This is a genomic window from Pseudoalteromonas sp. M58 (assembly GCF_042604605.1).
Taxonomy (GTDB): Bacteria; Pseudomonadota; Gammaproteobacteria; order Enterobacterales; family Alteromonadaceae; genus Pseudoalteromonas; species Pseudoalteromonas tetraodonis.
Window position 1 is genome coordinate 1,707,171 of sequence record NZ_CP152390.1, and the last position, 23,546, is coordinate 1,730,716.

The 23,546-nt window shown below is 40.9% G+C and carries 20 protein-coding genes and 1 pseudogene; 13 read left to right on the forward strand and 8 right to left on the reverse strand.

Features of this window, described 5'->3' with window-relative positions; translation table 11 throughout:
* Nucleotides 1-52 precede the first annotated feature (52 nt).
* Nucleotides 53-1,093, reverse strand: a complete 1,041-nt coding sequence (gene bioB, locus AAGD16_RS07860) for a biotin synthase BioB (protein WP_058154647.1) — start codon at nt 1,091-1,093, stop codon at nt 53-55.
* Nucleotides 1,094-1,188: 95 nt separating this feature from the next.
* On the opposite strand from bioB, the gene bioA reads away from it, so the two are divergent.
* The 6 genes and pseudogenes from bioA (at nt 1,189) to AAGD16_RS07890 (ending at nt 7,712) form a co-directional block, all read left to right on the forward strand.
* A complete protein-coding gene (bioA, locus tag AAGD16_RS07865) occupies nt 1,189-2,490 on the forward strand; it encodes an adenosylmethionine--8-amino-7-oxononanoate transaminase (protein ID WP_377111135.1) in 1,302 nt (433 codons plus the stop codon).
* A 180-nt stretch (nt 2,491-2,670) separates the two neighbouring features.
* Nucleotides 2,671-3,483, forward strand: coding sequence for a hypothetical protein (locus AAGD16_RS07870; RefSeq protein ID WP_215521690.1), 813 nt, complete (start codon nt 2,671-2,673; stop codon nt 3,481-3,483).
* Nucleotides 3,484-4,530 (forward strand): extracellular solute-binding protein, encoded by a 1,047-nt coding sequence (locus AAGD16_RS07875; RefSeq protein ID WP_377111138.1) that lies wholly within the window; start codon nt 3,484-3,486, stop codon nt 4,528-4,530.
* Nucleotides 4,530-6,029, forward strand: a complete 1,500-nt coding sequence (locus AAGD16_RS07880; RefSeq protein WP_377111140.1) for an ABC transporter permease — start codon at nt 4,530-4,532, stop codon at nt 6,027-6,029. The genes AAGD16_RS07875 and AAGD16_RS07880 overlap by 1 nt, the downstream gene beginning before the upstream one ends.
* A gap of 13 nt (nt 6,030-6,042) precedes the next feature.
* Nucleotides 6,043-7,053: an ABC transporter ATP-binding protein gene (locus AAGD16_RS07885; RefSeq protein ID WP_377111142.1), complete on the forward strand. Its 1,011-nt coding sequence runs from the start codon at nt 6,043-6,045 to the stop codon at nt 7,051-7,053.
* A 30-nt stretch (nt 7,054-7,083) separates the two neighbouring features.
* Nucleotides 7,084-7,712 (forward strand): annotated as a pseudogene (locus AAGD16_RS07890) (Vat family streptogramin A O-acetyltransferase).
* 3 nt (nt 7,713-7,715) lie between these two features.
* Here the strand turns inward: AAGD16_RS07890 and AAGD16_RS07895 are convergent.
* A complete protein-coding gene (locus tag AAGD16_RS07895; RefSeq protein ID WP_013464982.1) occupies nt 7,716-8,150 on the reverse strand; it encodes an AAA family ATPase in 435 nt (144 codons plus the stop codon).
* A 291-nt stretch (nt 8,151-8,441) separates the two neighbouring features.
* On the opposite strand from AAGD16_RS07895, the gene asnS reads away from it, so the two are divergent.
* Nucleotides 8,442-9,839 carry an asparagine--tRNA ligase gene (gene asnS / locus AAGD16_RS07900; protein WP_013464983.1) on the forward strand — a complete coding sequence of 466 codons (1,398 nt, stop codon included), beginning with the start codon at nt 8,442-8,444 and terminating at the stop codon, nt 9,837-9,839.
* A 57-nt stretch (nt 9,840-9,896) separates the two neighbouring features.
* On the opposite strand, the gene AAGD16_RS07905 is transcribed toward asnS, so the two are convergent.
* From AAGD16_RS07905 to AAGD16_RS07915, 3 genes are all read right to left on the reverse strand, one after another.
* On the reverse strand, nt 9,897-10,976 hold the full coding sequence (locus AAGD16_RS07905) for an acyltransferase family protein (protein ID WP_377111145.1): 1,080 nt from the start codon (nt 10,974-10,976) through the stop codon (nt 9,897-9,899).
* A gap of 187 nt (nt 10,977-11,163) precedes the next feature.
* Nucleotides 11,164-12,090: an electron transfer flavoprotein subunit alpha/FixB family protein gene (locus AAGD16_RS07910; RefSeq protein ID WP_377111147.1), complete on the reverse strand. Its 927-nt coding sequence runs from the start codon at nt 12,088-12,090 to the stop codon at nt 11,164-11,166.
* Nucleotides 12,091-12,840 (reverse strand): electron transfer flavoprotein subunit beta/FixA family protein, encoded by a 750-nt coding sequence (locus tag AAGD16_RS07915; RefSeq protein ID WP_013464986.1) that lies wholly within the window; start codon nt 12,838-12,840, stop codon nt 12,091-12,093.
* A 219-nt stretch (nt 12,841-13,059) separates the two neighbouring features.
* On the opposite strand from AAGD16_RS07915, the gene AAGD16_RS07920 reads away from it, so the two are divergent.
* The 5 genes from AAGD16_RS07920 to AAGD16_RS07940 all read left to right on the forward strand — a co-directional run bounded on the left by AAGD16_RS07920 (nt 13,060) and on the right by AAGD16_RS07940 (nt 18,818).
* A complete protein-coding gene (locus AAGD16_RS07920) occupies nt 13,060-14,706 on the forward strand; it encodes an electron transfer flavoprotein-ubiquinone oxidoreductase (protein ID WP_377111149.1) in 1,647 nt (548 codons plus the stop codon).
* A 101-nt stretch (nt 14,707-14,807) separates the two neighbouring features.
* Nucleotides 14,808-15,272 carry an acyl-CoA thioesterase gene (locus AAGD16_RS07925; RefSeq protein ID WP_024602547.1) on the forward strand — a complete coding sequence of 155 codons (465 nt, stop codon included), beginning with the start codon at nt 14,808-14,810 and terminating at the stop codon, nt 15,270-15,272.
* A gap of 249 nt (nt 15,273-15,521) precedes the next feature.
* Nucleotides 15,522-16,091, forward strand: a complete 570-nt coding sequence (locus AAGD16_RS07930) for an outer membrane beta-barrel protein (protein ID WP_013464990.1) — start codon at nt 15,522-15,524, stop codon at nt 16,089-16,091.
* A 168-nt stretch (nt 16,092-16,259) separates the two neighbouring features.
* The gene (gene tsaA, locus AAGD16_RS07935) at nt 16,260-16,964 is read left to right on the forward strand and encodes a tRNA (N6-threonylcarbamoyladenosine(37)-N6)-methyltransferase TrmO (protein WP_064663947.1); all 705 of its coding nucleotides are present in this window, start codon (nt 16,260-16,262) and stop codon (nt 16,962-16,964) included.
* A gap of 129 nt (nt 16,965-17,093) precedes the next feature.
* A complete protein-coding gene (locus AAGD16_RS07940) occupies nt 17,094-18,818 on the forward strand; it encodes a proline--tRNA ligase (RefSeq protein WP_377111153.1) in 1,725 nt (574 codons plus the stop codon).
* Nucleotides 18,819-18,978: 160 nt separating this feature from the next.
* On the opposite strand, the gene AAGD16_RS07945 is transcribed toward AAGD16_RS07940, so the two are convergent.
* Genes AAGD16_RS07945 through AAGD16_RS07955 form a run of 3 tightly spaced genes read right to left on the reverse strand, consistent with a single transcriptional unit; the run spans nt 18,979 to nt 21,777 of the window.
* Nucleotides 18,979-20,187 (reverse strand): ABC transporter permease, encoded by a 1,209-nt coding sequence (locus AAGD16_RS07945; protein ID WP_033103410.1) that lies wholly within the window; start codon nt 20,185-20,187, stop codon nt 18,979-18,981.
* Entirely contained in the window at nt 20,180-20,968 is a 789-nt protein-coding gene (locus AAGD16_RS07950) for an ABC transporter ATP-binding protein (RefSeq protein ID WP_377111155.1), read from the reverse strand. The genes AAGD16_RS07945 and AAGD16_RS07950 overlap by 8 nt, the downstream gene beginning before the upstream one ends.
* Entirely contained in the window at nt 20,965-21,777 is an 813-nt protein-coding gene (locus AAGD16_RS07955) for a DUF3025 domain-containing protein (RefSeq protein ID WP_028835198.1), read from the reverse strand. Before AAGD16_RS07955 ends, AAGD16_RS07950 begins: the two co-directional genes overlap by 4 nt.
* A 107-nt stretch (nt 21,778-21,884) precedes the next feature.
* On the opposite strand from AAGD16_RS07955, the gene AAGD16_RS07960 reads away from it, so the two are divergent.
* On the forward strand, nt 21,885-23,513 hold the full coding sequence (locus AAGD16_RS07960) for a M28 family metallopeptidase (protein ID WP_377111158.1): 1,629 nt from the start codon (nt 21,885-21,887) through the stop codon (nt 23,511-23,513).
* The last annotated feature ends 33 nt before the right edge of the window (nt 23,514-23,546 follow it).

The following is a 23,546-nucleotide window of genomic DNA, read 5'->3' on the forward strand; positions in this document are numbered from 1 at the left end:
TGCTTTAACCTTCAACGCGATACTTTAAACCATTAGCATAGTACTGAGCACTTTACGCTTCGTAAAACAATTCTGCGGTTGCTTTATCAGCCACTTGCGATGACAAAGACGCAGCAACGGCTTCATCAGAATAATCGTGGCGTGTTTCTGGGTTCATACCGAGTTTTTTAATTAATTGCATGTCGGCATCGGCTTCTGGGTTTTCGGTAGTAAGAAGTTTATCGCCATAAAATATAGAGTTTGCACCGGCAAAAAAGCACATTGACTGCATTTGCTCGTTCATAGCAGTGCGCCCCGCTGATAAACGTACGTAGCTATGGGGCATCATAATACGTGCTGTGGCAATGGTACGAATAAACTCAAACTGATCTAAGTCATCAACGTTTTCAAGCGGTGTCCCTTTTACCTTTACTAGCATATTAATTGGCACGCTTTCGGGCTGCTGGGGTAAATTAGCCAACTGCATTAATAAGCCATAGCGATCGCTTGCTTGCTCACCCATACCGACAATACCGCCGGAGCAGACTTTCATACCAGCGTCTCGCACATTGCCTATAGTATCAAGGCGGTCTTGAAAGGTACGAGTTGATATAATTTGCTCATAGTATTCAGGTGAAGTGTCGAGGTTGTGGTTATAGTAATCAAGCCCTGCACTGCGCAGTTCATGGGCTTTTTCGTTATTTAACATGCCTAAAGTCATACAGGTTTCAAGGCCAAGGGCTTTTACTTCTTTTACCATTTGCGAAATGTATGGCATGTCTCTGTCTTTTGGATCTGACCATGCAGCCCCCATACAAAAACGGGTGGCGCCTTTTTGTTTTGCTAACCGCGCTTGCTCTACCACTTTTTCTACTTCTATTAGGCGCTCGCGTTCTAAATCAGTTTTGTAATGCCCTGATTGCGGGCAATATTTACAGTCTTCTGGGCAGGCACCGGTTTTAATAGATAACAACGTAGAAATTTGTACTTCGTTTGGATTAAAATTAGCGCGATGCACAGAGGCGGCTTTAAATAATAAATCGTTAAATGGCATTTCAAATAAGGCTTTCACCTCACTGTGGGTCCAATCGTGTCGAACTGTTGCAAGCTCCATAATACTCTCTTTTATTTTTTGCTCTTGGTGTTATTGGCTTAGAATACGTATTGCCGTACCATTGTCAACGAAACCCACTTAGCTAAAGTTTACATATGATTAATAAACAAACGATAGACCTTGATTTTGATCGTCAGCACATTTGGCATCCCTACACCTCAATGACTCAACCTATTCCGGTTTACCCCGTAACGCATGCAAATCACAACCTTATTCACTTAGAAACGGGCGAACAACTCATTGACGGTATGGCCTCATGGTGGAGTGCTATTCACGGCTATAACCATCCGGTTTTAAATGAAGCGATGCACGCCCAGATAGATAAAATGAGCCATGTAATGTTTGGTGGCATAACCCACCAGCCGGCAGTAGAGCTCTGTAAAAAGCTGGTAGCGATAACGCCAGAGGGATTAACAAAGGTGTTTTTAGCCGACAGTGGCTCAGTAAGTGTGGAAGTAGCGATAAAAATGGCGCTGCAATATTGGTTAAGCCAAGGGGTTACAACAAAACAAAAATTAATGACCCCGTTCAAAGGCTACCATGGCGATACGTTTGCAGCGATGAGTGTGTGCGATCCTATTAATTCTATGCATAGTTTGTACGCTGGTTTTTTGCCTGAGCATATTTTTGTGCCTGCCCCTATTAGCCAATTTAATAGTGTGTTTAATCAAGCTGAGGCCGATGAACTCGAAAGCTATTTTTTAAAGTACCACCAGCAAGTCGCCGCCTTTATTATTGAACCTATAGTGCAAAACGCCGGGGGGATGAATTTTTATCATCCTGAGTATTTAGCCTGTGTGCGTAAGCTCTGCACTCAATATGATGTGCTGCTTATTTGCGATGAAATTGCCACTGGATTTGGCCGCACCGGCAAATTGTTTGCTGTAGAGCATGCCAATATAGAGCCCGATATACTGTGTATAGGTAAAGCGCTGACTGGTGGCGTAATGACCCTTTCGGCAACCATAACTAGCGACAAAATAGCCACAGGAATCAGCGAAGGAGAAGCTGGGGTTTTGATGCACGGGCCTACATTTATGGGAAATCCGCTGGCCTGCGCTGTTGCCTGCGCCAGTATTGATTTATTACTAAGCCAAAACTGGCAACACCGTATCAGCGAAATAAATACTCAATTACAGCAGCTGCATAAATGCCAAGCGCTCAGGGGCGTGGCGAATGTACGTACTTTAGGAGCTATTGGCGTAGTAGAGCTAACAGAAGAGGCTGGTAGCATTGATGTCGCTAAGATTCAGGCTTATTTTGTATCTCAAGGAGTATGGATACGCCCCTTTGGTAAGCTAATTTATCTAATGCCACCGTATATAAGTGACAAAAACAGTATTCGCGCTTTATGTGATGCTATTTGTAACGCCATAAAAGGTAAACATTACGTATAGATAGGTTAACTATTATTAAGGGTTACGTTAAAATTTATGCAAATAATTAGTTTGCTGCCTATTCGTCCCAAAACATTGGTATTTTTAGCCCTGACCTGTCATTTAGTGTGTTGATCTGAGTGATCTTTAGGGATATGATAATGCCTATCATTTACAATAACATTTATGGACTCACTTGCTATGAAAATATTACTTAAGCCTGCCAAGACATTAAGTGCAAGTTTTTTACTCGCCTCTGCGATTTTTGCACAACCGGCACTTGCTAATGGCCCTATTGGTGAGCATGTTAATCACCTTCAAGCTAATTTAAAAACTTACAATGAAGACGTTGAATGGATGATCTCTAAAGTCGATACCATGGTAAGCGATTACGAGAAAAAAGGCGCAAAAGCAGTCAATAGTGATGATTTGGTTGAGTACTGGGAGTCAGTTAAATTCCACAGCGCAATAGAAACTAATTACGTGCCTGTCTATGCCTCTATTTGGCAAGGTTTGTATGGCATAAAAATGGCTATCGATAATAAAAAACCAGCGTCAGAAGTACGCAAACAACAACAAGCAATGAATAATGCCCTATGGCAAGGATTAGGCGCAGTTAAACTGGCGGCTAAGTTTCAACAAAAAGGGTTATTAGATAGCGTAAAAGCTACAGCAACCAAAGAAATGACGCAAAGCGCGACTATCGACGAAATTAAACATAAATTAGACCGAGTGGTCGCTAAATACGCAGAACGTTTAAGCGATGAAGCCACCAACATAGTGCACGATACTTACCTACATTTATTTGAAGGTGTTGAAGGTACACTAATTGAACAAGACGCGAAGTTAGTAGAAGTTCTAGAAAAAGACTTTAACGTAACACTTCCACAAGCAATTTCTAATAATAAAAGTGTTGATGAAGTTCGTGATGTGGTTGTTGATATGCAAACCAAACTAAGCCGCGCTCAAACGCTGATTGAAAAAGCAGAAAAAGCACGTAAGGATGTATTTTAAGTGAAACGCAGAACCTTTATTCAAGGCTTAGCTGCGTTAGGGGTAGCGGGTGCATTACCGCTATCGCTTTCACGCGCTTTTGCCGCTGATATTGCTATTTCAAACCCCGTGTCTGTTGATACATTGCCTAAATTAAAAGGTGCATTAACGCTTTATTTAGGCCGTGGTGAAGGTGGCTTATACGAAAACGTATTACAAGCCATTCAAAAAAAGAACCCTGATCTTGACCTTGCCATTCGTCGCGGCCCTACCGCAGCGCTTGCCAACACTATTGTTGCCGAAGCAAATGCAGGGGTTAAACGTGCCGACTTATTTTGGGCAGTCGACTCTGGGGCAATTGGTTTAGTTACCGATGCCGGCCTTGCCAAGCCCATGCCGAGTGATTTATCAGCGCAATTACAGCCACAATTTAGATACGATGAATGGGCACCTGTTACTGGCCGTATTCGTACTTTACCCTTTAATACCGATCGCTTAACCAAAGAGCAAATTCCAACGAGCATTATGGACATTGCCGACAGTGATTTAAGTATTGGTTGGGCGCCTGCTTATGCTTCTTTTCAATCGTTTATTACCGCTATGCGACTTTTAGAAGGTGATGATAAAACGGCTAAGTGGCTCAAAAAAGTTAAAAAACGTTCTAAAACCTACGCAGGTGAACTCGGTGTGGTAATGGGCGTTGAACGTGGTGAAGTAGACATTGGTTTTGCTAATCATTACTACACGCTGCGCTTAAAATCAGGTAAACCCGATGCAAAACTTGATTTAGCCTTTACGCAAAATGATGCTGGCTGTTTAGTTAACGCTTCAGGTATTTTATCGTTATCTGAAGACCCACTGGCAATCAACTTTATGCGCTATTTACTTAGCATTGAAGTGCAAAGTTATTTAGCAAGCGAAGCTTATGAAATCCCACTGGTTAATGGCATTACTCAACCCGATGGATTGCCAAAGTTAACCAGTATTTCGCCACCTAAAATTGATTTAACCCAGTTGGCTGATTTACGCCCAACTATAGATTTAATGCGCAGCAGCGGCGTTTTATAATGCGAATACCTACATCTTACCCAATGGCGCTGCTTGCAGCGCTAGTGACCCTGACTCCTATTTTTGTTTTAATTACGCTTGCCTCTGACGCAAGCTCTTTTTTTGATAGCCATAATTTAACTATTTTAGGGAATACCCTGTCGTTAATGGGATTAACTGTATTAGGTTCAATTTTAATTGGTGTGCCCTTGGCATTCATTAGCGCCTATGTGCAGTTACCGTTTAAAAAGTTTTGGCTGGTGGTGTTTGCAGCCCCGCTTGCTATTCCTAGTTACATTGGCGCTTTTACGCTTTATGCTGCATTTGGTCCCGGCGGTGAAATAAACAACTTACTTGGTTTTGAAACCCCTTCTATGTATGGCTTAACGGGAGCCGCCATTGTAATGACCTTGTATACTTTTCCGTTTGTTATGATGACTACCCGTTCGTCTTTACTTAGTTTAGATGCCAGTATGGTCAACGCTGCTCGCACACTGGGTATGTCGATGACGCAAAGCGTATTTAAAGTTATTTTACCCCGCGTAATAAATGGCATTGCTGCAGGGTCATTATTGGTTGCACTATATACCTTATCTGACTTTGGTACTCCCGCAATGATGCGCTTAGATACGTTTACCCGTGTTATTTATGTGGAATACAATGCTTTTGCCTTAAGCCGTGCGGCTATGTTGTCACTGCAACTGATGGTGATTGTTGGCTTTTTATTAATGATTGAATCACAAATAAAAACCGCCTCAGAGCGTCAAGGTCGTTCGCTTATTTTATTCCCTAAAAAATGGCAACTAAGCGCTATGTTTGCCACCTTTGCGCCTATTTTATTACTCGCTATTGGCCTTCCTTTAGCAGTATTTACTTTGTGGTTAGTGCGTGATGGCTTTAGCTCGTTTGATTTTAGTATTGCCTGGCATTCAACCTATGCTTCAGCCATTGCGGCTATTGTTACGGTTATTGTTGCCATTCCGGTTGCCCATGCGGCTTTAAGTGGTAAGGCCGGTAAAGTAATGGAACGCGTTACTTACTTTGGTTTTGGTATTCCGGGTATTGTTATGGGCACAGCGCTTGTGTATGGCGGCTTACAACTGCCCTTTTTATATCAAACGCTGGGCTTATTGATTATTGCTTATATGCTACGTTTTTTACCACTTGCGGTAGGTTCTGTGCGTACCAGCACCGAGCACCTTGACCCGAGTTTGGTAAAATCAGCGCGGGTATTAGGCGCAAGCCCGCGCGAAGCTTTTACGCGTATTACTTTACCCCTAACTATGCGTGGTATTATTGCAGGTGGCGCCTTGGTCTTTTTAGAGTCAATGCGTGAATTAGAAGCCACACTTTTATTAGGCCCCACTGGCTTTGAAACGCTATCTACCTACTTATGGCGTGTTTACGAAGCCGGTTATTTTGGCCGTGCTGCTATTCCTGGGTTATTGTTGGTGGTGATTTCTGCGGGTGCTTTAGCTATTATGATGTCTGGCGAAAAACGCAACCAGTTTGAACATTAAGGATTTATAAAAAATGCTATCTGTAAGTCAGTTGTCTATAGATTATGGCAGTAATCGTGTTGTTAGCGATTTAAATTTCACCTTAGGTGAAAGCGAAATATTAATGCTTGTTGGTCCAACAGGTTGCGGAAAAAGTACTATTTTACAAGCGTTAGCGGGGCTTTTGCCAATTAGCGAGGGTGAAATTAAAGTGGCTAAATGGACAGCGACACCAAAGCATACTGTGGCGCCTGAAAAACGCAGCGTAGGTATGGTGTTTCAAGACTTTGCGTTGTTCCCTCATTTAACAGTTGAACAAAACGTATGTTTTAAACTTAAAGACAGCAGCCCTGCCGATCACTGGCTAAAACTTCTTGGTTTAGATGCATTTAGGCATAAAAAACCAGCCACACTGTCAGGCGGGCAAAAGCAACGCGTAGCATTAGCGCGTACCCTTGCCCACCAACCTGACTTTGTCTTACTTGATGAGCCGTTATCTAACCTTGATGCTGCCTTAAAAGATATGTTGCGTTGGGATATCCGTAACGCATTAAAAGAAGCTGGTGTACCGGCAATTTGGGTAACGCACGATCAAGAAGAAGCGCTTTCGGTGGGCGATCGTGTGGGTGTTTTAAAAGGCGGTAAAATACAACAAATTGACACCCCAGAGCAGTGTTTTAGTACCCCAAACAACCGCTTTGTGGCCCGCTTTTTAGGTGAAGCCAGCTTTATAAAAGGAAAGCTAAATAACGGCCAAGCGCTTACTGATATTGGTAATGTACCTGCAAACGGCGTTGATTGTGACACTGGAGAGGTAGAAGTTCTACTTCGTCCAGATGATGTATTATTAGTACAAAGCAGTATTGGTAATAATGGTGAAGTAATTTGGGTACGCTTTGAAGGCGGTAGCCGTTTATGCGCGGTTAAACTTGCATGCGAAACCGTGGTAACTAGCCGAGTAAGCCATGAGGTGGTTGTACACCCAGGTGACAAGGTACATGTTTCGCTCAGTACATCTCACCCATTGGCGGCATTTAAGAGCTAGTAGCCTATTTATCTTACTTGAGAGGAAACCATGAACGGACCAAATCCAAACAATCCATCACCTATGGACGGTTTTCCTCAAGTAGGTTATTTAAAAAACTTTATTAAGTCACCTAATATAGAAGTAGGTGATTACACGTATTACGACGACCCTGATGGGCCTGAACATTTTGAAAAAAATGTGCTCTACCATTTCGATTTTATCGGAGACCGTCTCATTATTGGTAAGTTTTGCGCCATAGCTAAAGACGTTATTTTTATAATGAATGGAGCTAACCATCAAACCTCCGGCTTTTCTTCTTATCCATTTTTTATATTTGGTAACGGTTGGGAAAAGTCTGCACTCAACAAGGTGACTTACCTTTCAAGGGCAATACTGAAATAGGTAATGATGTATGGATTGGTTACAACGCCACTATTATGCCGGGGGTAAAAATTGGCAGCGGCGCCATCATAGCGAGTAAATCTGTGGTAACCAATGATGTACCTGCCTATAGCATTGTAGGCGGTAATCCTGCAAAAGTAATAAAAAAGCGTTTTAATGAAACAACTATCAATCAACTTTTAGCGATTGCATGGTGGGATTGGAGCAGTGAAAAAATTACCGCTCATTTAGATGCCATTACCCACGCTGATATAGATGTATTAGCTAACATTTAATAATTACCACTCAAACATGTAGGCCATTTTACTAATGGTTTTAAGCGGTATGTTATGGCTGTTGCGCTTGGCATATAAGTGCTGCATTGATTTGTCTTTTACTTCACCAACAATCACTTCTTTTACTTGATACCCTAAAGCTATCGCTGCTTGCGAATAGGCAATGAATTCCCATTTTTTAATGTTAGTGTTATCAACAATAACCAGTTCAATACCTTGTGCTAACGCGTTAATAAAACGTGCTAGGTTTAGGTTATGATATTGCGATAATTTAAACTTATCGAAATGATATTCACCCTGCTCGTTTACAAAGTAATCATCTGTTGAGCAAATAAAATAATTGCTTTCATCTGCGCCCGATAATTCGTCAGCGAGATTTTGCGCATAATATGACTTACCACTGCCTGGCAGTCCTCGTAAAATAAAAACTTGTTTCATAGCATCCATTTTTTATTAATGGTAAACGTAAATTTGGTTTGTTTACTAATAATGCCACAAATTGATGAATTTTCAGAGTAACAAATAGTAATAGTGGCCATTTAACACTAAAAACTGGTTAAAAAAACCGCGCACGACTAAAAACTTTTAAAGAGTTGCCCACAACAGTTTTTTTATTTTACTTTACTAGGTATTATACAAGGTTCAAGTGCAGTGACCTTACATGCATAAATGCATGAGTAACGCACAATTAATTTATATAGTTAGGCAACTTATATCATTGGAGTGAAGATGAGCCATTTAGCGATTTCAGAGCTATTAAAAGGCAATGTTGCGGTAGACAGCCAAGTAACCATTAAAGGCTGGATCCGTACACGCCGCGATTCAAAAGCAGGAATATCATTTTTAGCCGTTCATGACGGTTCGTGTTTTGATCCTATTCAAGCGGTAGTTCCTAATTCACTGAATAATTATGATGAAGTTACAAGCTTAACAGCAGGCTGTTCTGTATCGGTTACCGGTGTATTAGTACAATCAGCAGGACAAGGCCAATCTTTCGAAATTCAAGCTAACTCAGTGACTGTGTTAGGCTGGGTTGAAAATCCAGATACTTACCCAATGTCGGCTAAGCGCCACAGCATTGAGTACTTACGTGAGCACGCTCACCTTCGCCCGCGCACCAACATGATTGGCGCAGTAACGCGTGTACGTAACTGTTTAGCGCAAGCGATTCATCGTTTTTACCATGAGCAAGGCTTTTACTGGATCAGTACACCAATCATCACAGCCAGTGACTGTGAAGGCGCAGGTGAAATGTTCCGCGTATCAACCCTTGATATGCAAAACCTGCCAATGACAGATAAAGGCGAAATTGATTACAGCGAAGACTTTTTTGGTAAAGAAGCATTCCTAACGGTATCTGGCCAGCTAAACGGTGAAACATATGCGTCAGCTATGTCAAAAATTTACACCTTTGGTCCTACGTTCCGTGCAGAGAATTCCAATACATCTCGCCACTTAGCTGAATTTTGGATGGTAGAGCCAGAAGTTGCGTTTGCTGATTTAGAAGATATCGCAAAATTGGCTGAAAACATGCTTAAGTACGTGTTTAAAGCCGTACTTGAAGAACGCCGTGACGACATGGAGTTTTTTGCTCAACGTATCGAAAAAACAGCCATTAGCCGTTTAGAAGAATTTGTTGAAAAAGACTTCGCACAAGTTGATTACACAGACGCTGTAGAGATTCTAAAAGCGTGTGGCAAGAAATTTGAGTACGCTGTTGAATGGGGTGTAGATTTACAGTCTGAGCACGAGCGTTACCTAGCAGAAGAACACTTTAAAGCACCGGTTGTTATTAAAAACTACCCGCGCGATATTAAAGCATTTTACATGCGTCAAAACGAAGACGGCAAAACTGTTGCGGCTATGGACGTAGTAGCACCTGGCATTGGTGAGATCATTGGTGGTTCACAACGTGAAGAGCGTCTTGATGTATTAGATGCACGCCTTGACGAAATGGGCTTAAATAAAGAAGACTACAGCTGGTACCGCGACCTACGTAAATACGGTAGCGTGCCACACTCTGGCTTTGGTTTAGGGTTTGAGCGCTTAGTTGCTTATGTTACCGGTATGGGTAACGTACGTGATGTAATTGCATTCCCTCGTACTAAAGGCAGCGCAACGTACTAAGCCACGCTTTGTAACGTTAAATAAAAAAACCAACCTAAGGGTTGGTTTTTTATTGTCCTAAATCTTTATAAATATCTTGCGCTTATAAAGCATATTTGAAATTAACCAAAAGCCAATAACATGTAATAAAGCAAAGGTGAACGATGCCAATTTAGCACTCATGACTAAGGCTAACTGTTGATACATCCAATCCCCCAAGTTTAGCTCGCCAATATTAATCAGTGAATAGCTCAGTACCCACACACCCGATAACACATAAATAAACAACGGATTCGAGCCATACACAATTAATGGATTAACAAGGCGTTCGGGTTTTACTATGTCGCAAAGCCACACAAAAAAGGCCAGTACAATACAGGCAATCCCTGAGGTGTAAATAACGAAGGTACTGGTCCAAAGCGATTTATTAATTGGCATAATCAGCGAGCCTAATTGCCCTAAAGCGATACCAACAACCCCAATGACCAACAAACGCTTAATACTTGTCCATTGACTGCTAGAGCTGGTAAGTAAACGGGTAACCTCAAAGCCAAATAAAACACTTACTACACTTGGTAAGGTGCTCAAAAGCCCTTCTGGATCAAACGCTAATCCTTTACCTTGCCACAAATGCGATTCACCTAATACCGCTATATCAACCGTTCTAACTAAGTTATTCTCTAGTGTATACGCATTATTAGGACCAACACTTAAAAGCAGTAACCAATATGCAATTAAAATAACAACCGATAAGCTGATCACCCCTCGCCTGTTGAGTAACAATACACAGATAGACGCTAAAATATAGGCAATGCCTATTCGCTGTAATACGCCCAGTATTCTTAAGTTTTCAATGCTCGTGGTAAAGGGATAAATATTTAACGCTAAGCCAATAGCAAAAATAATTGCTCCTCGTTTTATCAGCCGTAACACTTGGCTTGCATTAGCTGTGCTGTTGGTTTTTTTAAATGAAAAAAACATCGCAGAGCCAATAATAAACATGAAAAACGGAAAAATTACATCCGTTGGTGTACACCCATGCCAATCGGCATGAAGTAAAGGTTCATACACGTGGGACCACGAACCCGGTGTATTTACCAGTATCATTAATGCGATGGTTAACCCCCGCATAGCATCAAGCGCTTTATACCTTGTCATTTTGGCTCCTATTTAATAATTTGTATGTCTACAAATGACAACGCTGTCACTTTGTTATAAAAAAAAGCCAAGCGCAAGTAATTTAGATAAGTGGCGTTTTTGAATTAAAAAAGCCGCAGAATCAAGAATGAAACGGCGGCTTTAAATCAGAATATTTAACTTTATATAATGCTGTGGTTATTTAACTTTATAAAGCTTGTTCAAGCTCGGGTAATACATCAAATAAATCAGCAACTAAACCGTAATCAGCCACTTGGAATATTGGTGCATCTGGGTCTTTATTAATGGCGACAATAATTTTTGAATCTTTCATGCCTGCTAAATGCTGAATTGCACCACTAATACCCACGGCTATGTATAAATTAGGCGCTACAATTTTACCTGTTTGGCCTACTTGCATATCGTTAGGGACAAAGCCTGCGTCAACCGCTGCACGTGAAGCGCCAATTGCAGCTCCCAGTTTATCGGCAATACCATTAAGAAGTGCAAAGTTTTCACCATTTTGCATACCTCGACCACCTGAAATAACTACATCAGCTGCAGTGAGCTCTGGGCGTTCAGATTCAGTTTGCTCAACACTAACAAAACTACTTAACTGTGAATCAGAGACCGTATCTAAGGTTGTGACATTAGCTGGTGCTTGTTCGCCTTGTAAATCAAAGCTACTTGCACGCACGGTGATCACTTTTTTACTATCGAGCGATTTAACCGTTGCTATGGCATTTCCCGCATAGATTGGGCGTTTAAACGTGTCTGCGTCAATAACATCAATAATTTCTGAAATTTGTGCAACATCTAATAATGCGGCAACACGCGGCATAAAGTTTTTACCTGTCGTTGTGGCACTTGCCACGATATGGCTATACTCATTTGCAAGTGATAACACTAGATCTGTCATGCTTTCAGCAAGTTGATGTTCGTACACCGCGTTATCTGCAAGTAATACATTTGTAACACCCTCGATGCTCGCAAGTGACTCACTCATGGCACCTAAGTTTATGCCAGCTAACAATACATCGACATCAAAGCCTAATTTTTTAGCGGCGTTAATGGTTTTTGAGGTTTCTGGTTTTAAGGCACCGTTATCGTGCTCTGCAATTACAAGAGTTTTCATTTAAATCACCTTTGCCTCTGTTTTAAGTTTTTCTACAAGCTGTGCAACGTCTTCAACAATAATGCCGCCGCTGCGTTTTGCTGGTTCTTCTACACGAACGACTTCAATACGCGGTGTTAAATCGACACCTAACGAATCAGCCGCAATAACTTCTAGCGGTTTACGTTTAGCTTTCATAATATTAGGTAGCGACGCATAACGAGGCTCGTTTAAACGTAAATCGGTGGTTACAATCGCTGGTAAATTAAGTGCAACAGTTTGCAAACCGCCATCAACTTCGCGGGTTACATTCACTTTGCCATTTTCAATAACGACTTTTGAAGCAAATGTACCTTGGCCGCGATTAGTTAATGCAGCGAGCATTTGGCCCGTTTGATTATTATCAGAATCGATAGATTGCTTGCCTAAAATAACGAGCTCAGGAGATTCTTGCTCAACCACTTTCGCAAGTAACTTAGCAATATGGAGAGATTCTAGGTTTTGCTCGGTTTCAACATGAATCGCTTTATCAGCGCCAAGGGCAAGTGCTGTGCGTAATTGCTCTTGTGATGCTTTAGCGCCAATAGTCACAACAACCACTTCGCTTGCAGTACCTGCTTCTTTTAAACGAATCGCTTCTTCTACCGCAATTTCACAAAATGGGTTCATTGCCATTTTTACGTTTGTTAAATCAACACCGCTGTTATCAGGTTTAACGCGAGCTTTTACGTTGTAATCAATCACTCTTTTTATTGGTACGAGAACTTTCATAGGGACTCCATAATTATTTAAACCTATAAGCTAACGTATACGTCAACCTATTTATTTTATGAAATCAGACTACTTCCTGTTGACGTAAACGTCAACCTAAAATAACCTTAAACTATTCACAACCTGTAACGTTTAATTTGCATCACAAAATAACAGGTTGCTTAGCTTACTTTTTGCCTACAGGGCAAAAGTGAGTCCGTCATAGATAAAGAGGTTATTATGATTGAACGCGAAACCATGGAATTTGATGTTGTTGTTGTAGGGGCAGGCCCTGCTGGGCTTTCAACAGCAATTAAACTCGCGCAGCAAGCACAAGAAAAACAACAAGAGTGCATGATTTGTGTGGTTGAAAAAGGCTCTGAAGTGGGCGCGCATGTATTATCGGGTGCTGTTTTTGAAACCAAAGCATTGGATGAGCTACTGCCAAACTGGCAAGAATTGGGCGCGCCTGTTACGACTAAAGTCCAAAGTGATGAAATTTATTGGTTTAATAACGAACAAAAAGCAACCTCTATTCCTCATTTTGCAACCCCAAACACATTTCATAATAACGGTAACTACATTGTTTCTATGGGGAATGTATGTCGTTGGCTTGCTGAACAAGCAGAAAGCTTAGGCGTTGAAATTTTTCCAGGCTTTAGTGCTCATTCACTTATTATTGAAGATGATGTTGTTAAAGGCATTATCACCGGTGATATGGGGCTGGATAAAAACGGCGACGAAAAAGACGGTTACATGCCGGGTATGGAGTTACGTGCTAAATACACAGTATTTGCTGAGGGCTGTCGCGGCCATTTAGGTAAGCAACTGATCAATCAGTTTGCTTTAGACGATGAAAGCTCGCCACAGCATTACGGTTTAGGCTTTAAAGAAATTTGGCAAGTGGATGAATCTAAACACCAGCTTGGTAAAGTAGTTCACGGAACCGGTTGGCCATTGAGTGGCGATACTGGCGGTGGTGCTTTTATGTATCATAGCGAAAACAACCAAGTGGTGGTTGGTTTAATTGTTGATTTAAATTATTCAAATCCACATTTAAGCCCATTTGATGAGTTTCAGCGCTTAAAACACCACCCGGTATTTAAAAACACCCTCGAAGGGGGTGAGCGTATTGCTTATGGTGCGCGCGCCATTGCCAAAGGCGGTTTACACTCTTTGCCTAAAATGCATTTCCCGGGTGGCTTGTTAGTGGGCTGTGATGCAGGCACGCTTAATTTTGCAAAAATTAAAGGTAATCATACGGCTATGAAGTCAGGCATGATAGCCGCTGAGGTCATTTTTAATGCGCTACAAAACAATTTAGCTAACACGGATTTAACCCAGTACACTGCTGAGTTTAAAAAATCATGGGCGTATAAAGAGTTGTATCAATCTCGTAACTTTGGCCCTGCAATGCATACATTAGGTAAATTTGCAGGCGGTGCATACAACACCCTTGATCAAAACATATTTAAGGGTGCCCTACCGTTTAGTTTTAAAGATAACGTACCCGATCACGCCACTTTAAAAGACGCTGATCAAGCTGAAAAGATTGCCTATCCGAAGCCTGATGGCAAACTCAGCTTTGATAAGCTTTCTTCGGTATTTTTATCAAACACTAATCATGAAGAATCGCAGCCGTGTCATTTGAAACTCAAAGATTCATCAATTCCGATTAAGGTAAATTTAGTTAAATTTGATGAACCTGCACAGCGATACTGCCCTGCCGGCGTTTATGAAGTACAAGAAGTCGAAGGCGAGCAAGCCTTTGTGATCAATGCGCAAAACTGTGTGCATTGTAAAACCTGTGATATTAAAGATCCGAGCCAAAATATTACTTGGGTCACCCCTGAAGGTGCTGGCGGTCCTAACTACCCCAATATGTAACAACCTTTCTAAAGAAATTATAAACTTATCCTAAATTGCAGGGGCTTCGGCCCCTTTTTTGCGCTATGCTGTTAAGTAATATGAATAAATGAGAGTGTGTTATGGCGTCGTCGAGTGTAATTTTTCGTTTTTTAGCAGAGCCTACCGATGTAAATTTTGGTGGTAAGGTGCATGGTGGTGTGGTCATGAAGTGGATTGACCAAGCAGGCTATGCCTGTGCTGCAGGTTGGAGCGGTCATTACTGCGTAACCGTATCGGTTGCGGGCGTTAAGTTTAGCCGTCCTATTTTGGTTGGCCAAATTGTTGAAGTGGAAGCCAAAATTGCACACACCGGTAAAACCAGTATGCAAATTTTCATACAAGTACGCTGTGGCGACCCTAAAACCCAAAACTTAGTTGAAACTAATCATTGTGTAATAAGTTTTGTTGCTATGGATGAGACGGGTTACCCTGTTGCCGTTCCTGAATTCACATCTGTTACTGACGAAGATAAAAAGCTAGAAAATTACGCCATTAAAATGAAACAAATAGCGATAGAAACAGAAAACTTACTTTATCAAGTCTAATTCGGTACCTTTTGCAGGTATGTATAAACTACAACAAGCTGTAAATTCTACAATTTTTATTTTTTACAAATTAACAGTACGCTTAACAGTTGAATGTTTTGCGTACTAAAACCACCAAAAAAGTTCAATAAACATACTTCAAGGGCAAATATTAAACAAAAAAATTATTGGCATGTTCACTGCAATAAGTAAATCGACGTTTGATGAATCTATCGAACATTAGATATTATTTTTTAAAGGAGCTATACAATGATTAAAACACTTTCTCTTTCTGCACTTGCTTTAGCAACACTGGGTTTTAATTCAGCAGCACAGGCTGATGTTACCGACATGGACTCTCCACGTATTTATACGGGTATCGGTTACGGCCAATATTCATTTCAATTTGAAGATAGCGAAAACGACACCGATTTCGATGACGACGCGCAAATGTTAAAAGGTTATATCGGTACTCAATTTAATGAACATTTAAGTCTTGAGCTTGCCTATCAAAATTTTGATGAAGTGAGTGACATAGACAGTAAAGCAGAAATTGATGGGGTATCACTGGCAGCGCGTTTTGCAGCGCCAATCACTGAAGATTTTTCTGTTTATGCAAAAGGCGGTTGGTTTGAATGGGATGCTGATTTAACTCAAGAACTACCCGTAGGCAGCGTTAGCGTATCACAAGACGGTGGTGACGTATTTTATGGTGCAGGTATTGAATATGCTTTCACAACCAATATGCAAGTGCGTTTAGAGTATGAGCGTTACGAATTAGATGATGATATTGATCCAGAAATGGACGTTGCGTCAGTATCATTCCAATACATGTTTTAATAATAGCTTGATTATTAAAACGTTAGGTAAGGCTATTTGTAGCCTTGCCTTTTTTATTTCACATTTAAACCTGTTAGTCTAAAAATAAAATACTCTCCAAATTAAGCTAATGCCAGCAACGTTAATAAAAGGTAGAATAACGCTCTATTTTTTCTATAACCGAGCATTATGAGCGATTATCAAATTTCGGCTATTGGCCATATCCAATCACCGTATAAACAAAAGTTTGCCATTCCTAGACAACCTCGATTAGTGCCAGAAGCAAAAGCTAAACTTATTTTTGCTCCAGATTTTAATCGTGAAGAGTTTGTTCGTGGTTTAGATGAATTTAGCCATATTTGGCTATTATTTCGTTTTCATGAAACCGCAGATAAAGGCTATTCAGCAATGGTGCGCCCGCCGCGCCTTGGTGGCAATGAGCGTAAAGGCGTTTTTGCCACACGCGCTACATTCAGACCTAACGCTATAGGGATGAGTGCTGTTAAGTTAGAGGGAATTGAATACAAAAATGGGCAGTTAGCGTTATTGCTCGCCGGTATTGATTTACTTGATGGCACACCCATTGTAGATATAAAACCTTATTTGCCCTATTCAGACTCATTACCCGATGCCAGTGCAGGCTTTGCCGACACGCGCCCAGAAACTCACATGAGTGTTGAATTTAGTAAGCAAGCTTTGGAATTTATAAATAAACAAAGCCACTATCCTGAGCTACAAGCGTTTATCAGCAATGTGCTAAAACAAGATCCTCGCCCAGCGTATAAAAAGCAAAAACAAGGCATGCAAAGTTATGGTATGAATTTGTATGAATACAACATTACCTGGCAAGTGACTGACTCTCATCATCTGGTTACTCATATAGAGCCCAGTTAAACTAACTTTAAAACCCTGCTATGGCTATAAAATGCGATAAAAAATCACTTAGCGCTTTAGTGTCAATGCATCCGCTGGTAAACTGAGCGCCTTAATTAAAAGAACATATTACTCTATTTCGGAAAAAACATGCGTACTAGTCAATATATACTCGCTACACTTAAAGAAACGCCATCAGATGCGGAAATTGTATCGCATCAATTAATGCTTAGAGCCGGAATGATCCGTCGCGTCGCTTCGGGTTTATACACTTGGCTACCCTCTGGTTTACGTGTGCTTAGAAAAGTAGAAAACATTGTACGCGAAGAAATGGATAAAGCAGGCGCAATTGAAATGCTCATGCCAGTAATTCAACCGGCTGACTTATGGGAAGAATCGGGCCGCTGGAGTGAGTTTGGTCCAGAGCTTATGCGCTTTACCGATCGTCACAATCGTGAATTTGCTATGGGTCCTACCCATGAAGAAGTGATCACCGATTTTGTCCGCAAAGAAATTAACAGCTACAAGCAACTGCCTATTACTTTGTACCAAGTACAAACTAAAGTACGTGACGAACGTCGTCCGCGCTTTGGTGTTATGCGTGCTCGTGAGTTTACTATGAAAGATGCCTACTCATTCCATTTAACCGATGAATGTTTAGATGCAACTTATCAAGTTATGCACAAAGCCTACTGTAATATTTTTGAACGTTTAGGCCTTGATTTCCGCCCTGTTATTGCTGATACCGGCTCTATAGGCGGTAGTGTATCGCATGAGTTTCACGTACTTGCTGAATCTGGCGAAGACGCTATTGCCTTTAGTGATGCCAGTGACTACGCCGCTAATATTGAAAAAGCTGAAGCGCTAGCGCCAACTGAATCGCGCCCTGAAGCAAGCAAAGAGCTAAAAGCATTCCCAACGCCTGATGCTAAAACAATTAATGAGCTGAAAAAACACTATGGTGTAAAACCACATCGCGGTGTTAAAACACTGATTGTTTATGGCACCCCTGATGAAGACGGAAAACGTGGCTTAGTTGCACTAGTACTGCGTGGCGATCACGAGCTTAATGAACTTAAAGCTGAAAAACACCCACTGGTTGCTGCACCATTAGAAATGGCAACCGAGGCAGATATTGTGGCTGCCATTGGCGCAAAACCGGGTTCTTTAGGCCCTGTTGGCTTAAACATGCCAATTATTGTTGATAGAACAGCGAATGTAATGGCTGATTTTGTAGCTGGTGCCAACAAAGACGATGAGCACTTTAGTGGTATTAACTGGGATCGCGACGTAACAGACTACGAAGTTGCTGATATCCGTAATATTGTTGAGGGCGATCCTAGCCCGTGTGGTCAAGGCACGTTGCAAATTAAGCGCGGTATTGAAGTTGGTCATATTTTCCAACTAGGTACTAAGTACTCTGAAGCAATGAAAGCAGGTGTATTAAGCGAATCGGGTAAAAATCAAACAATGACTATGGGTTGTTATGGTATTGGTGTATCGCGTGTTGTTGCTGCAGCTATTGAGCAAAATAACGACCAATACGGTATTACCTGGCCTAAAGCCATCGCCCCTTTCGATTTAGCAATTGTGCCAATGAATATGCATAAATCGCATCGTATCCCTGATATTGCTAATAATCTATATCAAGGTTTGAAAGATGCAGGTTTAGATGTGCTATTTGATGATCGTAAAGAGCGCCCTGGTGTTATGTTTAACGACATGGAATTACTCGGTGTACCTTACACGCTTGTAATTGGTGAGCGTAACCTTGATGAAAACAAGGTAGAACTTAAAAACCGCCGCACTGGTGAAAAGCTAATGATAGATATTGATAGCGCAATTGAAACAATCAAAAATCAATTTAATGCATAAGCTTAAAATTAATTAAAAAAACCGCTGTATGATTTTTTCATACAGCGGTTTTTTATTAATTCCTGTAAGCCAAGCTCGATTTTTAAGTTCTCATTTCAGCACTAAAACCTAATAATAATTAATAAAAAAGGTCGCTCTGCGACCTTTTTATACTTATGAATTATCTAAACAACACATCTTCACGGTTAAACCATTTCACACAAAATGCCAGTAGTGCCCCAGCGATGAGTGCTGTTGCTAGGAATATCAATCCCACCAGCGTGTAATCGACGGTGCCTTTAACAATTTCTTTAATCGCTAAGGCGACGTTAGTCACTGGAATAAACGCCGTTTTCGAGGTCAGTTCCATATTAGGCATAATTGAAATAATAATCGGGAAAAACACGACCATGCTTAATGGCGTCATGTAATTTTGCGCTTCTTTAAACGAGCGTGCATAGATTGATATTGCCAAAGCTAATGCAGAAAAGGTTGCTGCTATAGGCAATAATAATACAAAAATCATCAGTAAGTCTGTGATAGCCAATGTACTAAAAGCGGCTTTAATAAATTCAAGATCAGCAAAAGCCAGCGCTAAGGCTATCCAACACCCCATACTAATTACGGTTATAGTGGTTGATGCAATTGACGTAGTGAGTAGAGTAATGAATTTACCCAATACTAGCTCAGTACGAGTAATAGGCGTAAGTAATAAAGTTTCTAAGGTACCTCGTTCTTTTTCACCGGCCCCTAAATCAATAGCCGGATACGTTGCGCCTACCAGTACTAACGGAATAAGTAGATAAGGTAAAAACCCACCCACTTTTTCACCTAGGTTTTCGCGCTTATCGGCAGTATCTACTTTAACTACATTAACTGGCTTTAAAATAGCTTCTTGTGCGCTTTTATCTATACCAAAGCTCAATAATTTACTTTCTTGTAAAGTATCGCTGTACTCTTTAGCAAGCTCTTTGACACGCTCAAATAAGAAGTTAATTGATTTTGAGTCATTAAATACAACTTGCCATTCGCTTTGCTGTTGCTCATTTAATGTTTGCACTGCATCGCTTGGCAGATATATTCCCATGTCGATATCGCCAGCGTTTACACCTGCTTTTAACTCCTCAACACTGTTAAAGGTTTTATCACCTTTATATAACTCAAAGCTTTTGTGATAAAACACTTTATCAGAAAATTCTGGCGCATAGTCGCCATTGATAATCACATAGGTATTTACTTTTTGTTCAGCATCAAGCGCAGCTTGCGAGGATATAAACGCAACCACAGCAAATAACAACGGGAAAACTACAATAGGAAATACCACCACGAACAATAAGGTTTTTTTATCGCGTAGCAGCTCTGTTAATTCCTTTTTAAATACTTCAAACATCATGTTTCTCCGTTAATATGTTCATAAACGCTTGGTTTAATTCTTCACTGTTGCCTGCCTGTTTAAATTCAGCAAGCGTGCCATCAAAACAACTAACGCCTTCATTAATCACCGCAACGCGGTCACATAAAAGAGCTACTTCATCTAAATGGTGAGTCGAAAAAATAACGGGAGTACCTTGTGCCTTTAAGCCTTTAATGAAGTTGATCACCGTTTGGGTGGTCATAATATCGAGGCCGGTAGTTGGCTCATCGAGAATAACAACGTCTGGGTGATGCACCACAGCACGCGCAATATTGGCTTTTTGCTTCATGCCGGTTGATAAATTTTCAGCGCGTTTATCAATAAATTTATGCATATCAAGTAAGGTAAATAATTCTTCACAGCGTGCCTTGATAGCCTGCTTGCTCATGCCGTGCAGTTTTGCAAAGTACTCTATGTTTTCTTTTACCGTTAAACGACCATATAAACCAGTCGAGCCGGATAAAAAACCAATACACTTACGCCCAATGAGTGGCTTTTTAATTATGTCGTTTCCTGCAATAGTAATACTGCCATCATCCGGTTTTAAAGCGGTAGAGATCATTCTTAACGTCGTGGTTTTGCCCGCGCCATTCGGTCCTAATAGCCCTAGTACTTCGCCTTTTGCACAGCTAAAGCTGACATTTTTAACCGAGTGAAAATAATCTTTATCTTCACGGGGGTCTATATCATCTATTTTATTTTTTTTATGATCTTTAGTGAGCTTATACTTCTTTTTAAGCGCGGTAACTTCTATCATTTTCGTGTCCTTCGTTTCGGTCTAAAATAGTCCGTGTTATCGTAAAATGATGGATTGTTATTCTCATCACACCAACCAGGAACACCTAATAAAGGTAAAGGTGAAAGCTGTTTGTTATCGGCTAAACAATCATCAGTTTTAATCATCTCATAAAGGCGCTGATCTAGGTACTGGTATTGAGTTACTAAATCTTTACAAAATATTTCATCCGGTACATTTACAAATAAGGCTTTGCCAGTCAGTCCAATATAAGGTTTGGTTAACATTTCATAATTGGCATGGCCAAACATGAAAGGTGCAATGGTTTTACCCCACTGCTCTCTATGTTCGATGAAGGCTGTTTTCCATTGATGATCTCTTAACCACTCTTTCCACTGTGATTCGCTAATAGCTAAAACCACACCGCATTCGTCAAACAAGGTCAGTGCGTTACGGTGTTTACTTCGTTGTTTTAACCCATGCAACGCTATTTCATCAACATGACGCTGATTAATAAGGGCTTTTGTTTTTGGAAATAAGCACCAAATAAAACCACCAAACAGATCATGCCAGTTTTGTTGTCGGGTGGGCACGTCCCCTGTTTCAAAAATGACTTGTTCATAATAGCGCTCAGCAAAATCAACCTTGGCATCATCGACAAAACGAATTGGCAGATTATTAGCATTGATGGCGTTTAAATACGGGGTAAAGTACGCAGGCTCAGGCCAGTCTGTTTGCTGATCTATTTTAAACAGCTGACGAAGGTGCTCAAATGCACCTCCATTTATACTCGTTACTTGAAATTGTTCTGGGGGAGTAAAACGCTTCATTGTTACCTTTACTGTACATTTTTATCAGCAACAGTTTACCGCAAAAACTGGTTCTAATTAACAGAAGTTCATATACTAACGCCACTTAGAACAAAAAAAGAGCCAATATGAAACGTTATTTTTCTTTGACCCTAATAACAACGGCAATTTTAGCCGGTTGTGCAACAACAAGTATCACATCTGATGATGTCGCTAAAGGCTACAACAGCATTCAAGCGGATGAAATTGCTAAGCATGTAAAAGTGTTAGCTTCTGATGAATTTGGTGGACGTGCTCCTTCATCTGAAGGTGAAAAGCTTACGCTTGATTACTTAACAAAAGAATTTACTGCTTTAGGCTTTGAGCCGGGTAATGGCGACAGCTTTTTCCAAGAAGTGCCGCTTGTATCGTTAGAAGCAGACTCTGATATGGTGCTTAATATTGGCGGTAAAGACTACCAATACAAAAAAGACATGGTTATGGGTAGTAGCCGTATTAGTGCGCAAGAAGGAATTGAAAACTCGGAGCTTGTATTTGTGGGCTACGGTGTTAACGCACCTGAATATAACTGGAATGATTACGAAGGCCTAGATGTTAAAGGTAAAACCGTTGTTATGCTGGTAAACGATCCGGGTTTTGCAACTAAAGATCCGGCTTTATTCACCGGCGATGCAATGACCTATTACGGGCGTTGGACTTACAAATACGAAGAAGCAAGCCGTCAAGGTGCTGCAGGCGCTATTATTATTCATGAAACTGCTCCAGCGTCTTACCCTTGGTCTGTGGTTGAGAACTCATGGAGTGGCGAGCAATTTGGTTTCGTAAAAGAAAACAATAATATGGACCGTGTTGCTGTTGAAGGTTGGGTTACTGTTGATGTTGCAAAAGAGCTTTTTTCTAAAGCAGGCCTTAATTTTGAAACCGCCAAAGCAAACGCTGCCAAAGGTGCTTACCATGTTGATATGGGCGATTTAACAGCCACTGTGAATGTAAAAAACACCATCAAAAAATCGGTATCTTATAACTTTATTGCCACTCTTCCTGGTAGTAAAACACCCGATGAGCATATTATTTACTCTGCGCATTGGGATCATTTAGGAACGGATAAAAATCGTAATGGCGATCAAATTTATAATGGTGCCCACGATAATGCAACAGGTACAGCCGGTATGATAGAAGTTGCCGAAGCCTTTACCAAACTAGGTAAACGCCCTGACCGTTCAATGACCTTTTTAGCGGTAACCGCTGAAGAGCAAGGTTTATTAGGCTCGAAATATTATGCTGCGAATCCAGTTATTCCAGCTAATAAAACCGTTGCAAATATTAATATGGACAGCTTAAACCTATTAGGTAAAGTAAAAGATATTAGTGTGGTGGGTATTGGTAAATCACAAATGGATGAGCTATTAGCAACTGCGGCCAAAGAGCAAGGCAGAACAGTATCGGGCGACCCTAAACCATCTTCAGGTGGCTACTACCGCTCAGATCACTTTGCCTTTGCTAATATGGGTGTTCCTGCCATGTATGCCGGTGGCGGTACACAAGCGTTTGACGATGAAACTGCAAATTACCGTAAGCGTATGAGCTTAGTACTGCGTGGTTGTTACCATCAACCTTGTGATAGATACCGCGATGAGTGGGATTTATCAGGTGCGGTTCAAGATTTACAATTATTTTATAAAGTAGGTTTTGATATTTCACAACAAACTCAGTGGCCTACGTGGAATGAAAACTCAGAGTTTCAACGTAAAAAGTAACTACTGCGACAACACGTAAATGATATTGATTAT